Source organism: Bradyrhizobium sp. DOA1 (genome assembly GCF_001593325.1).
GTDB lineage: Bacteria > Pseudomonadota > Alphaproteobacteria > Rhizobiales > Xanthobacteraceae > Bradyrhizobium.
In genome coordinates this window covers 145,576-158,874 of sequence record NZ_JXJM01000001.1, presented here as the reverse complement: position 1 = coordinate 158,874, position 13,299 = coordinate 145,576, and the positions used below count along the sequence as shown (strand labels likewise).

Annotated in this window: 14 protein-coding genes; 1 reads left to right on the top strand and 13 read right to left on the bottom strand. The window is 64.1% G+C overall.

What is annotated here, in order from left to right; translation table 11 throughout:
* Window positions 1-18 precede the first annotated feature (18 nt).
* From SE91_RS00730 to urtA, 13 genes are all read right to left on the bottom strand, one after another.
* Window positions 19-747: an urease accessory protein UreF gene (locus SE91_RS00730; RefSeq protein ID WP_061846223.1), complete on the bottom strand. Its 729-nt coding sequence runs from the start codon at window positions 745-747 to the stop codon at window positions 19-21.
* Window positions 728-1,360 (bottom strand): urease accessory protein UreE, encoded by a 633-nt coding sequence (locus SE91_RS00725; RefSeq protein ID WP_061846222.1) that lies wholly within the window; start codon window positions 1,358-1,360, stop codon window positions 728-730. Before SE91_RS00725 ends, SE91_RS00730 begins: the two co-directional genes overlap by 20 nt.
* Window positions 1,361-1,372: 12 nt before the next feature.
* Window positions 1,373-1,672 (bottom strand): putative quinol monooxygenase, encoded by a 300-nt coding sequence (locus tag SE91_RS00720; protein ID WP_008546866.1) that lies wholly within the window; start codon window positions 1,670-1,672, stop codon window positions 1,373-1,375.
* 128 nt (window positions 1,673-1,800) lie between these two features.
* Window positions 1,801-3,516 carry an urease subunit alpha gene (gene ureC / locus SE91_RS00715; protein WP_061846221.1) on the bottom strand — a complete coding sequence of 572 codons (1,716 nt, stop codon included), beginning with the start codon at window positions 3,514-3,516 and terminating at the stop codon, window positions 1,801-1,803.
* Window positions 3,517-3,550: 34 nt separating this feature from the next.
* Window positions 3,551-4,090 (bottom strand): HD domain-containing protein, encoded by a 540-nt coding sequence (locus SE91_RS00710; protein WP_061850851.1) that lies wholly within the window; start codon window positions 4,088-4,090, stop codon window positions 3,551-3,553.
* Between the two features lie 57 nt (window positions 4,091-4,147).
* On the bottom strand, window positions 4,148-4,453 hold the full coding sequence (locus SE91_RS00705; protein WP_061846220.1) for an urease subunit beta: 306 nt from the start codon (window positions 4,451-4,453) through the stop codon (window positions 4,148-4,150).
* A 131-nt stretch (window positions 4,454-4,584) separates the two neighbouring features.
* On the bottom strand, window positions 4,585-4,887 hold the full coding sequence (locus tag SE91_RS00700; protein ID WP_007605424.1) for an urease subunit gamma: 303 nt from the start codon (window positions 4,885-4,887) through the stop codon (window positions 4,585-4,587).
* 37 nt (window positions 4,888-4,924) lie between these two features.
* A complete protein-coding gene (locus SE91_RS00695) occupies window positions 4,925-5,755 on the bottom strand; it encodes an urease accessory protein UreD (protein ID WP_061846219.1) in 831 nt (276 codons plus the stop codon).
* Window positions 5,756-5,786: 31 nt separating this feature from the next.
* Complete coding sequence (urtE, locus tag SE91_RS00690; protein WP_061846218.1) at window positions 5,787-6,482, bottom strand: urea ABC transporter ATP-binding subunit UrtE; 696 nt, start codon at window positions 6,480-6,482, stop codon at window positions 5,787-5,789.
* Between the two features lie 88 nt (window positions 6,483-6,570).
* On the bottom strand, window positions 6,571-7,332 hold the full coding sequence (urtD, locus tag SE91_RS00685) for an urea ABC transporter ATP-binding protein UrtD (protein WP_060737172.1): 762 nt from the start codon (window positions 7,330-7,332) through the stop codon (window positions 6,571-6,573).
* 5 nt (window positions 7,333-7,337) lie between these two features.
* Entirely contained in the window at window positions 7,338-8,507 is a 1,170-nt protein-coding gene (gene urtC, locus SE91_RS00680; protein WP_061846217.1) for an urea ABC transporter permease subunit UrtC, read from the bottom strand.
* Complete coding sequence (gene urtB / locus SE91_RS00675) at window positions 8,504-10,111, bottom strand: urea ABC transporter permease subunit UrtB (protein WP_061846216.1); 1,608 nt, start codon at window positions 10,109-10,111, stop codon at window positions 8,504-8,506. Before urtB ends, urtC begins: the two co-directional genes overlap by 4 nt.
* Before the next feature lie 84 nt (window positions 10,112-10,195).
* On the bottom strand, window positions 10,196-11,518 hold the full coding sequence (gene urtA / locus SE91_RS00670) for an urea ABC transporter substrate-binding protein (RefSeq protein ID WP_061846215.1): 1,323 nt from the start codon (window positions 11,516-11,518) through the stop codon (window positions 10,196-10,198).
* A gap of 521 nt (window positions 11,519-12,039) precedes the next feature.
* On the opposite strand from urtA, the gene SE91_RS00665 reads away from it, so the two are divergent.
* Window positions 12,040-13,299: DEAD/DEAH box helicase (locus SE91_RS00665; protein ID WP_061846214.1), on the top strand; the 1,260-nt coding region annotated here is incomplete at its 3' end.

Here is a 13,299-nt window from a genome sequence, read left to right as displayed (position 1 = left end):
ACAATCGCAAAAATCCGCTCACGACCGGAACAGCCGCGTGTATTGCGTCTCGTGCCGGAGGCTGGCGAGATCGGCGCGAAACGTCGCGCTGCCGAGATCATCCAATGTCGCATTCAGCGCACGATTTGCGGTCGCGGCGACGGCGGCTTCTAGCTTCACCAGCACGCGCTGGCTGTCGGTCTGGCCGAGCGGAATGAGCCGGCTGGCCGCGGAAATCCAGTTCGAGACCAGCGCATGCAGGAACGCGTGCAGCGTCGGCGCCAGCGGCACACCATGCTGTGCTGCGACCACGCCGACCGCGATTGGATAGACCAATGGCGTGCGGCATGCCGCAATCATGGCATCCAGCCCGTCGGCATTCCAGGCGGCGCGGGCGATATCGACGAAGGCGCGGCCTTGCGAGGTGGTTTCCAGCTGTCGTTCGCGCGACGGCACGAAGGCGGCCGCGAGCTCGGTGATCTCGTTCAAGGTGGCGGTCTCGTCCGCTTCGGCGGCGCGATAGGCATGGACCAGGAACGTCGCATCGCAGAAGCCCGAGCCGTCGCCGAGCATGGCGTCGAGCCAGTCGGCCAGTGTCGCAATATCGGTGATGTCGCCGGCTTCGACCGCCCATTCGATGCCGCTGGAGTAGGAGAATCCGCCGACCGGGAAGGCCGGCGACAGCCAGGTCATCAACCGGTACAGCGCCGCCGCCTCGTGCTCGGCGAGGTCATCGGCACAGACCGGCTCATTTGTGGTCATGAGCATGCTTGTGGCCGTGGTGATGATCGGGGTGGTCGCAATGCTCATCGTGGTGATGGTGGTGGTCGTGACCATGGTCATACCCGGCATGGCCATGATGGTGATGATCATGGTGATCGTGATGGCCATGATCATGATGGTGGCCATGATCGTGATGCGCATGGTCGACGTGTCCATGCGCGTGGCCGGCATCGGCATAGGCGCCGCCCTCGGGATCGAACGGTGCTTCGATCTCGATCACGCGCGCGCCGAGCCCCTTTACCATCGCCTCGATGACGTGGTCGCGGCGGATGCGCAAGGCCTTGGCCATGATCTGCGTCGGCAAATGGCGGTTGCCGAGATGCCAGCCGACGCGGATGAGGTGGTGCGGATCGCGGCCGCGGATCTCCAGCAGCGGCTCGGGCGCAGCGACCACCTCGACCAGCCGGCCGTCCTCCAGCACCAGTGCATCGCCGCCGCGCAGCGCGACGGCGTTCTCCAGGTCGAGCAGGAATTCGAGCCCCCGCGTGCCCGTCATCGCCATGCGGCGGCGGTGCCGATCGTCGAAATCGAGCACGACCGTATCCGCCGGCGCTTCCGTGAAGCGGTGCTGCCCCTTGATCTGCGTCGCCCGGATCATGCGTTTACCCCGTTACCGTGTCTCGACCTTCTCGGGCGTGATCACCTCGATCTTCGGCGGCGCCGTGAAGCACTTCACCGCGACGCGGCCGAACGTCTTCATGTGCTCCATGGCGCGATGCGGCACCAGTGCCTCGGCGCTCTCCCACTGCTCGACGAACACCATCTTGCTGGGGTCGGTGACACTCTCATGCATGTCATAGGCGATATTGCCGGGCTCTTTCCGCGTCTCCTTGATGCAGGCGGTGGCTGCCGCGATGAATTCGGCACGCGTTTCGGGCTTGATGGTCAGGGTGGCAACGACGTAGATCACGAGAAATCCTCCCGGCTTTTCTTCTCAGGTTACGATACCGGGCGAGACATTAGACCAGGCGGGACCGAACGCAAAACTTGAAAAGGCGCTCCCAACATCCCCCCGGGGACATGCGTTGAGGCGCTATTTCAGTACATGAAATATCGCTGCGTCATCGGCAGCACCTCCGCGGGCGCGCAGGTGAGCAGCTCGCCGTCGGCGCGCACTTCATAGGTCTCCGGATCGACCTCGATATTGGGCGTGGCGTCGTTGTGGATCATGCTCTTCTTCGAGATCTTGCTGCGGGTGTTCTGGACCGCATAGAGCTTCTTCTCGATGCCGAGCTTGCGCGCGAGGCCGCCGGTGATCGCGGCTTTCGAGGTGAACACCACGGAAGACGCCGTCCGCGCCCTGCCGAAGGCGCCGAACATCGGTTGGTAGTGCACCGGCTGCGGCGTCGGGATCGAAGCGTTCGGATCGCCCATGGGCGCCGCGACGATGCTGCCGCCCTTGACGATGCAATCAGGCTTGACGCCGAAGAAGGCCGGCGACCACAGCACGAGATCGGCGAGCTTGCCCTTCTCCACCGAACCGATCAGCTTGGACACGCCATGGGCGATCGCGGGATTGATGGTGTATTTGGCGATGTAGCGCTTGACGCGGAAATTGTCGTTGTCCTTGCCCTTGTCCTGCGGCAGAGACCCGCGCTGCTTCTTCATCTTGTCGGCGGTCTGCCAGGTCCGGATGATGACCTCGCCGAGACGGCCCATGGCCTGGGAGTCCGAAGACATCATCGAGAGCGCGCCGAGATCGTGCAGAATGTCCTCCGCGGCAATGGTCTCCTTGCGGATGCGGCTCTCAGCGAACGCGAGGTCCTCCGCGATCGAGGGATCGAGGTGATGGCACACCATCAGCATGTCCAAATGCTCGTCGAGCGTGTTGCGCGTGAAGGGGCGCGTCGGATTGGTCGAGGACGGGAGCACGTTCTTCAGCCCAGCGACCCTGATGATGTCAGGCGCGTGACCGCCGCCGGCGCCCTCGGTGTGGAAGGCGTGGATGGTGCGGCCCTTGAACGCCTTAATCGTGTCCTCGACGAAGCCGGATTCGTTCAGCGTGTCGGAATGCAGCATGACCTGGATATCGTAATCGTCGGCGACCGACAGGCAGTTGTCGATCGCGGCCGGCGTCGTGCCCCAATCCTCGTGCAGCTTCAGCGCACAAGCGCCGCCCTTGATCATCTCGACCAGCGCGGCCGGGCGCGAGGCGTTGCCCTTGCCGGAAATGCCGAGATTGACCGGGAATGCGTCGAACGACTGGATCATCCGTCCCATGTGCCACGGCCCCGGCGTGCAGGTCGTGGCGAAAGTGCCGTGCGACGGGCCGGTGCCGCCACCCAGCATCGAGGTGACGCCTGACATCAGCGCGTGCTCGATCTGCTGCGGGCAGATGAAATGGATGTGACTGTCGAAGCCGCCGGCGGTGAGGATCTTGCCTTCTCCCGCGATCACGTCGGTGCCCGGTCCGATGATGATGGTCACGCCGGGCTGGATGTCGGGATTGCCGGCCTTGCCGATCGCCGAGATCAGGCCGTCCTTGATCGCGACGTCGGCCTTCACGATGCCCCAGTGATCGACGATCAGGGCATTGGTGATGACCGTGTCGGCCGCGCCCTGCTTGTTGGTGACCTGCGACTGCCCCATGCCGTCACGGATCACCTTGCCGCCGCCGAACTTCACCTCCTCGCCATAAGTCGTGAAATCCTTCTCGACCTCGATGATGAGGTCGGTGTCGGCCAGCCGCACCCTATCGCCGGTGGTCGGGCCGAACATGTCGGCATAGACGGAACGCTTTATTTTGACGGACATCACAAGCCCCGTTTGCGATTGAATGTTTGATGGCTCACAGCACGGCCCTCGCCGCCTTCACGGCATCATCGAATTTCTCGTCGAGCCACGCATTGCCGCCGCGGCAGCCTGCAACGACCTGCGTGGCCCATCCGACGTAGTCGGCGAGATCGTTGCGCTCCTTGGCCGTTAGGTCAGTTTGAATGCGTGCGCCTGTATTGCTGATCTTGTCGGCGATCTTGATCAGCTTTGCGCCCGGCGATTTGCGGGGCGCGTCCTCGATCTGCTTCTGCCGCCGCTCGGCCTTCGGCAGGGTCATATCGTCGGTGCATTCGGTGACGAGCGACGCGACTCGCTCGGAGAACCTTTGAGCGAGCTCCTCGCGCGTGGTGTCGGTGTCCTCGATGCTGTCATGCAGCCAGCCGGCCGCGACCAGCTCGGCATCAGTGCCGTCGGTCGCCGTCGCCAGCAGATTCGCGACCTCGGCGAGATGATTGATGTAGGGCTCCTGACCTCGCCCCTTGCGGGCCATGCCATTGTGGCGCTGCGCGGCGAGGTCGGCGGCTTCGGAGATGAGGCGGACAGGTGACAGCATGGCAAGAACCTCCATTTCCGCCTCAACCGTGCCGCACAACGCTCGTTCCTGCTGAGATCACAGCTTCCCCATGACGTCGCCGCGGAAGCCGTAGATCGTCTTCTTTCCTGCCATCGCGACGAGCTGCACGTCGCGGGTCTGGCCGGGCTCGAAGCGGACGGCGGTGCCGGCGGCGATGTCGAGGCGCATGCCACGGGCTTTCTTGCGATCGAACTTCAGCGCCGGGTTGGTCTCGAAGAAATGGTAGTGCGAGCCGACCTGGATCGGACGGTCGCCGGTGTTGGCCACCGTCAACGTCACGGTCTTGCGGCCGGCATTGAGCTCGATTTCGCCGTCCTGGATGAAGCGCTCGCCGGGGATCATGTGCTACCTCGTCTTGCTCCGCTGCGTCATGGCCGGGCTTGTCCCGGCCATCCACGTCGTGCCACTCGGTTCGAAGGTCGTGGATGCCCGGGACAGGCCCGGGCATGACGATGTTGATACAATTTCACGCTTCAACGGATCGGCTCGTGCACGGTGACGAGCTTGGTGCCGTCAGGAAACGTCGCCTCGACCTGGATGTCGTGGATCATCTCGGGGATGCCCGGCATCACCTGATCACGGGTCAGCACCTGCGCGCCGGACTGCATCAGCTCGGCGACGGTGCGGCCGTCACGGGCGCCTTCGAGGATGAAGTCGGAGATGATCGCGATCGCTTCGGGATGGTTGAGCTTAACGCCGCGGTCCAGCCTGCGGCGGGCCACGATGGCCGCCATCGAGATCAGAAGCTTGTCCTTTTCGCGGGGAGACAGATTCATGCAGCATCTCTTCCGTTCAACGCATCAATTCAACCGGTCAATTCAGCCACAGTCGCGGCAGGACCGCGCCGGTGCGCGCCAGCACCGCCATCATGTCGGCGCGCAAACACGCCGCATCTTGGGCACAGAACCGCGCCATTGCAAAGCCATTCCAGGCCGAGATACCGACCTCGCCGGAGAATGAATCCGAGGCTTCGCGGATGCGCTCGACCAGGGCCTCGTCGCCAGGTACGATCAGGGCCGTGCCGATCGCCGCGCCGCCCTTGGCAACGGCTGATCGTCCAAGTTTTGCGCCGATATTGCCGTCGAGCCTGACGGTCTCGGCGAGTACCAGCCTGCCGCCACGCCGCAGCCGCCAGCGGTCGACGAACTCGCCCTGCTCCATCCGCTCGCCCATGGCGGTGCGGCCGAACACGACGATCTCGCAAAGCAGGAGCGAAGCAGTCTCATCGAGCGCGATATCGAAGCGGCGGTGAACCCGCGCGCGATCGAACAGGATCGTCTCCTGGGGCAGCCAGGCGAGATGCGCGTCCGCGTCGACCTTCAAGGCGATGCCGAGCTGCGCCGCAGCCCCGGGCGCACGATAGACCTTTTCGGCCGCCGCAGTGGTCAGCGTCAGTCGCGAGCCCTGGCCGGCCGCGATGTCGATATCGAAATTGTCCCCGCCGGCGACCCCGCCGGCCGTGTTGACGAACACGCCGGACAGCCCCTCGCCTTCCGGCGAGGGAAAGCGCACGCGCAGCGAGCCTGATTCATGCAAGGCCCCGCGCCGTGTCACGCCGTCGCGCGCATGTACGTCGAAGCGCACCGCGCCGCGGGCGCGGTTCGCCTCGAAGACCCCTGATGTGAGCGAAACGTCGCTGCGCATCCGCCTCCCCAGCCGGTCGCGGCAGAATGGCCTAGAGCGCCATCTGGCGGCTGATTTCGCTCGCGTCGAGATTGGAGCGGTCGCAGGTGAACTTCACCGCGCCGCGATCCATCACCGCGAAACTGTCGCCGAGTTCGCAGGCAAAGTCGAGATATTGTTCGACCAGCACGATCGCGATGTTGCCGAGATTGCGCAGATAAGAGATGGCACGGCCAATGTCCTTGATGATCGAGGGCTGAATGCCTTCGGTCGGCTCGTCGAGCAACAGCAGCTTGGGCCGCATCACCAGCGCGCGCCCGATCGCGAGTTGCTGCTGCTGACCGCCGGAGAGATCGCCGCCGCGCCGGCCGAGCATGGATTGCAGCACCGGAAACAGCGAGAACACGTCGTCCGGAATGTGCTTGTCCTCGCGCTTCAGCGGGCCGAAGCCGGTCTTGAGGTTTTCTTCGACCGTCAGCAACGGGAAGATCTCGCGGCCCTGCGGCACGAAGCCGATGCCCTTGCGGGCCCTCTCATAGGGCTTCAGCCCGGTGATGTCGCTGCCATCGAGCATGATCGCGCCCGAGGAGATCGGATATTGCCCGACCATGGCACGCAGCAGCGAGGTCTTGCCGACGCCATTGCGTCCGAGCACGCAAGTGACCTTGCCCGGCTCGGCCGAGATCGAGACGCCGCGCAGCGCCTGGGCGGCGCCGTAGAACAGGTTGATGTCTTTAACTTCAAGCATCGGAAACACCTTTGCGGGCGTATAGCGAATGGCGAGTAGCGAATAAGAGAAGCGGCTAATCCATTCGCCATTCCCTATTCGCCATTCACTATCTCCCCAGATAAACTTCAATGACCCGCTCGTTGGACGAGACCTGGTCGATGGTTCCTTCGGCGAGCACGGTGCCTTCGTGCAGGCAGGTGACCTTGACGCCGAGCTCGCGCACGAAGGTCATGTCGTGCTCGACCACCATCACGGTGTGGGTCTTGTTGATCTCTTTCAGCAGCTCGGCGGTCAGATGCGTCTCGACGTCGGTCATCCCTGCGACGGGCTCATCGACGAGGAGCAGCTTCGGATCCTGCGCCAGCAGCATGCCGATCTCCAGCCATTGCTTCTGGCCGTGGCTGAGGCTGCCGGCGAGGCGGTTGCGGGCCTCGGTGAGGCGGATCGTCTCCAGCACCTTGTCGATGCGCTCGGCCTCGGCCTTGCTGCCGCGCCAGAACAAGGTGCCGCGCACCGAGTGATCGACATTGAGCGCGAGCAGGAGATTGTCCTGCACGGTCTGGCTCTCGAACACCGTCGGCTTCTGGAATTTGCGGCCGATGCCTAGCTCGGCGATGCGGGTCTCGTCGAGCCGCGTCAGGTCGGTGACGCCGTCGAACAGCACGGTGCCCTCGTCCGGCTTGGTCTTGCCGGTGATGATGTCCATCATCGTGGTCTTGCCGGCGCCGTTCGGGCCGATGATGGCGCGCATCTCGCCGGGCTCGAGCGTCAGCGACAGATTGTTGATGGCGTGGAAGCCGTCGAAGGAGACGTGCACGCCGTCGAGATAGAGCATTGCGGAGGTCGTGCGGGTGTCCATCACGTTCATGACCGCTACTCCGCCATCTTGGGTTCGGCCACGCCGTCTTCGGCCGCGGCGCTCACTGCTGCCGCTGCGGTGCGCTTGTCCTTCGACTGATCCCACCAGGCGTAGAAGGTGCCGACGATGCCTTTGGGCAGCAGCAGCGTCACCAGGATGAACAGCGCGCCCAGCATGAAGAGCCAGTACGGCGCCAGCATGCCGGAGGTGAAGAACGTCTTGGCGTAGTTGACGACGACCGCCCCGAGCGCGGCGCCGACCAGCGTGCCGCGGCCGCCGACCGCGACCCAGATAACCGCTTCGATCGAATTGCCGGGAGCGAATTCGGATGGATTGATGATGCCGACCTGCGGCACGTAGAGCGCGCCGGCAACGCCGGCCATGCAGGCCGACACCGTGAACACGAACAGCTTGTAGGATTCGACGCGATAGCCGAGGAAGCGCGTGCGCGATTCCGCGTCACGCACCGCGATCAAGACCTTGCCGAGCTTGGAAGAGACGATGGCGCGGCAGATCAGGAAGCCCAGGATCAGCGCAAGGCAACTCAGCGCGAACAGCGCGGCCCGCGTCCCCTCGGCCTGCACGTTGAAGCCGAGGATGTCCTTGAAGTCGGTCAGGCCGTTGTTGCCGCCGAAGCCGAAATCGTTGCGGAAGAAGGCGAGCAGCAGCGCGTAGGTCATCGCCTGCGTGATGATTGACAGGTAGACGCCGGTGACGCGGGAGCGGAAGGCGAGCCAGCCGAAGCAGAAGGCGAGCAGGCCCGGCACGACCAGCACCATCAGCGCCGCGAACCAGAACATGTCGAAGCCGTACCAGTACCAGGGCAGCTTCTCCCAGTTCAGGAACACCATGAAGTCGGGCAGGATCGGATTGCCGTAGACGCCGCGGGTGCCGATCTGCCGCATCAGATACATGCCCATGGCGTAGCCGCCGAGCGCGAAGAAGGCGCCGTGGCCGAGCGAGAGGATGCCGCAATAGCCCCAGATCAGATCGATCGCGAGCGCCAGGATGGCGTAGCAGACATATTTGCCCCAGAGCGCGACGAGATAGGTCGGCACTTGCAGGAACGAGCCCGCGGGCAGCAGCAGGTTGGAGAGGGGGATGAGGATGCCGCAGGCCGCGACGACGGCGAGGAAGATCGTCGCGCTGCGGTCCAGCGATCGCGTCAGCATGTGAGGGGTCATGCTTCCACCGCACGGCCCTTGAGCGCGAACAATCCGCGCGGGCGCTTTTGAATGAAAAGGATGATGAGAACCAGGATGGCGATCTTGCCGAGCACAGCGCCGGCGACCGGCTCCAGGAACTTGTTGGCGATGCCGAGCGTGAAGGCGCCGACCAGGGTGCCCCAGAGATTGCCGACCCCGCCGAACACCACAACCATGAAGCTGTCGATGATGTAGCTCTGGCCGAGATTGGGGCTGACATTGTCGATCTGCGACAGCGCCACGCCGGCAATACCGGCAATGCCCGAGCCGAGACCGAAGGTCAGTGCGTCGACGCGCGAGGTGGCAATGCCCATCGAGGCCGCCATGCGGCGGTTCTGCGTCACCGCGCGCATCTCGAGGCCGAGCGCGGTGTAGCGCAGCATCGCGAGCAGGATCACGAACACGGCGAGCGTGAAGCAGAGGATCCAGAGCCGGTTATAGGTGATGGTGATCTGGCCGAGTTCGAAGGCGCCGCTCATCCAGGAGGGGTTGCCGACCTCGCGGTTGGTCGGGCCGAACATGGTGCGCACCGCCTGTTGCAGCACGAGGGACAGACCCCAGGTTGCCAGCAGCGTCTCCAGCGGGCGGCCGTAGAGGAAGCGGATGATGCTGCGCTCGATCAGGACACCGATGGCGCCGGCGACGAGGAAGGCGAGCGGCACCGCGATCAGCAACGAATAGTCGAACAGGCCCGGATAGCGGGTTCGGATCACCTCCTGCACCACGAAGGTGGTGTAGGCCCCGATCATCACCATCTCGCCATGGGCCATGTTGATGACGCCCATCACGCCGAAGGTGATGGCGAGGCCGATCGCGGCGAGCAGCAGCACCGAGCCGAGCGAGAGACCGTACCAGGCGTTCTGCACCATGGACCAGACCGCCAGCGAGCTCTGGATCGAGCCGATCGCGCTCGCCGCAGCCTTGGTCACCGAGGCCGGCTGGTCGCCCATCCCGGTGAGCAGCGCCAGGGCCTCCTGGTCGCCGCGCGCCTTGAGAGTGGCGACTGCTTCGAGCTTCTCGACCTCGGTCGCGTCCGATTTGAACAGCAGAATGGCCGCGCGGGCTTCGCCGAGCGCGGTCTTGACGGACCTGTTGCCTTCCTTGGCGAGGGCGGCATCGACGGCATCGAGCGCGGTCTCCTCATGCGACTTGAACACCGACTGCGCGGCCTGCAGACGCGTCGACAGATCGGGCGATTGAAGCGTCAGGCTGCCGAGCGCAGCGTCCACGCTGCGGCGCAGGCGATTGTTGAGGCGAACCGCGCTCGCGCCGTCGGGCACGCTGGCCACGGGCTGACCGGTCGCGGCGTCGATCGACTTGCCGTCGGCGCCGGTGACGTAAACCTTTTTGCTGTCGGGATCGGCCATGAGGCGGCCGTCCTGCAGCGCGCTGATGATGGGGAAGGCCAGCGCATTGCCGCTGCCCGCGATCGCGCCGATCGCCTCTTCCGTATCGGAAAAATCGTCATTGGCGAACTTGGCGACGGCATCCTCGAACGGGCCGGCGAAGGCCGGCAGCGCGAACGCGATCAGGAACAGCGAGAGGACGAGCGAACATAGGCGAGCGGACAAATGGGCTGGCACTGTGATTGATCCCGGCAGAAATGGGTGGAGAAGGCGGCGGGATCGCCGCCCTCTCCGAGCTTGCAAGGACGCGTCAGATCGGGATCAGGAGCCCGAGCCGAGGCACTTGTTGGTCTTGGTGTTGAAGTTGCCGCACTTCTTGCCGACCCAGTCGCCGACCAGGTCCTTGGAGCCGTCGAGCTCCTTCGACCAGGCATCGCCGGGGACGAGGCTCGGGGTCTTCCAGACCACGTCGAACTGGCCGTTGCCCTTGATCTCGCCGATGAACACCGGCTTGGTGATATGGTGGTTCGGGAGCATCTTGGAGGTACCGCCGGTCAGGTTCTTGGCTTCGATGCCCGGGAGAGCATCGATCACCTTGTCGGGATCGGTCGACTTCGCCTTCTCGACCGCTTTGACCCACATGTCGAAGCCGATCACGTGCGCTTCCATCGGATCGTTGGTCACGCGCTTCGGATTCTTGGTGTAGGCCTGCCACGCCTTGATGAACTTCTCGTTCTCCGGCGACTTGATCGACTGGAAGTAGTTCCAGGCGGCGAGATGGCCGACCAGCGGCTTGGTGTCGATGCCGGCGAGCTCTTCCTCACCCACCGAGAACGCGACGACCGGGATGTCCTTCGCCTTGATGCCCTGGTTGCCGAGCTCTTTGTAGAAGGGAACGTTGGCATCGCCGTTGATGGTGGAGACCACCGCGGTCTTCTTGCCGGCCGAGCCGAACTTCTTGATGTCGGCCACGATCGTCTGCCAGTCGGAATGACCGAATGGCGTGTAGTTGATCATGATGTCTTCCTGGGCGACGCCCTTCGACTTCAGATAGGCTTCCAGGATCTTGTTGGTGGTGCGCGGATAGACGTAGTCAGTGCCCGCGAGCACCCAACGCTTCACCTTCTCTTCCTTCATCAGGTAGTCTACCGCAGGGATCGCCTGCTGGTTCGGCGCAGCACCCGTGTAGAACACGTTGCGCTCGCTCTCCTCACCCTCGTACTGCACGGGGTAGAACAGGATGCTGTTCAGCTCCTTGAAGACGGGGAGCACCGATTTGCGCGACACCGAGGTCCAGCAGCCGAACACCACCGACACCTTGTCTTTGGTGATCAGCTCGCGCGCCTTCTCGGCGAACAGCGGCCAGTTCGAAGCGGGGTCGACCACGACGGCTTCGAGCTTCTTGCCGAGAACGCCGCCCTTCTTGTTCTGCTCGTCGATCAGGAAGAGGATGGTGTCCTTCAGCGTGGTTTCGCTGATGGCCATGGTGCCGGACAGGGAGTGGAGCACGCCGACCTTGATGGTATCGTCCGCGGCCTTGGCGCCGGTCAATGACGCCAGACCGACCATCAGCGCGGCGGTCGCGGCGAGCACGCCGCGGCGGCTAAATGACGCCGCTATATCGTGAGTGCATTTGCTAAGCATGAGTGTATCGTCTCCCTGACGCAGCCGTGAAAAACGCTGCGAAACGGCCCCACGGCCGCCTGCGATTAACGGATTCGCAAGAACCGTGCCATGGACTAAACACCCATCAAGTTATTGTTTTTACTTGTATAATTCCTTGGATTCCTAGTTTCGCCGCCATCCCTCTGCCTAAATCATGGGCGGTTGGAATGTATGCGAAAGCGGCAGGCAGGCTATTTTATATGCAAATCCCTTGTTTTGGCTAAATTAACGGCACAACTATTTCTGCACCGCAATCGTCGTTTGTGGCCTGCTTGCCTTGAAAGCGCCCCGGCGATGTTCCATATGAGGGGCGAGACCTCTTGCGAATCAGGGGGTCGTAGCGAGCCGCGTGTTCTTAAGCCCCCTGTGGGCCTCTGGCTTGCCCCATATCTCCCAAGCCATCCGACACCCCAAACACGCAGGTGTCTTCTCGACACCCCTTTGCGCGCGCCGCGCTGAATGCGCCGGGCGCCCGCTTTTGACATGGAAAGAACCCCCTTTTGACTTCGTTTCAGGACTTCGGCCTCGCCGAACCCATCGCGCGCGCTCTTCGTGAAGAGAATTACGTCACTCCCACCCCGATCCAGGCCCAGACCGTGCCGCTGGCGCTGACCGGCCGCGACGTCGTCGGCATCGCCCAGACCGGCACCGGCAAGACCGCATCCTTCGCGCTGCCGATCCTGCATCGCCTGCTCGAGAACCGCATCAAGCCGCAGCCCAAGACCGCCCGCGTCCTGGTGCTGTCGCCGACCCGCGAACTGTCCGGCCAGATCCTGGACAGCTTCAACGCCTATGGCCGCCACATCCGCCTGTCCTCGACGCTTGCCATCGGCGGCGTGCCGATGGGCCGCCAGGTCCGCTCGCTGATGCAAGGCGTCGAGGTTCTGGTCGCCACGCCCGGCCGGCTGCTCGACCTCGTGCAGAGCAACGGCTTGAAGCTTGGAAGCGTTGAGTTCCTCGTGCTGGACGAGGCCGACCGCATGCTCGACATGGGCTTCATCAACGATATCCGCAAAATCGTCGCCAAGCTGCCGATCAAGCGACAGACGCTGTTCTTCTCGGCCACCATGCCGAAGGACATCGCCGAGCTCGCCGATGCCATGCTGCGTGACCCCGCCCGTGTCGCGGTGACCCCGGTCTCCTCGACCGCCGAGCGGATCAACCAGCGTATCATCCAGGTCGACTTCTCCGCCAAGCCGTCCTTCCTCGCCAGGCTGCTGAAGGAAGAACCGGTCAACCGGGCTCTGGTCTTCACCCGTACCAAGCACGGCGCCGACAAGGTCGTGAAGACGCTCGAGAAGGCGGGCATCCCCGCCAGCGCCATCCACGGCAACAAGTCGCAGAACCATCGCGAACGCACGCTGGGCCTGTTCCGGTCGGGCGAGATCCGCACCCTGGTCGCCACCGACATCGCCGCCCGCGGCATTGATGTCGATGGCATCACCCACGTCATCAATTTCGACCTGCCAAACGTGCCCGAGACCTATGTCCACCGCATCGGCCGCACGGCGCGGGCCGGCGCTGACGGCACCGCGATCTCGCTGGTCGCCGGCGGTGAGGAGCTCAGCTATCTCCGTGACATCGAGCGGCTGATCAAGGTGGCGCTGCCACGCGAGGATCTCCGCACCGACGCTGGCCGCCGCGACGCGGGCCCTCCCCCCGCCCAGCAGCGACAGGGGCGCCCGGGCGGCCGCCCCGGCCAGCGTCCGCAAGGTGCACGGCACGGCGACGGACGGCGTGCCGACGAAAGGCATGGCGAC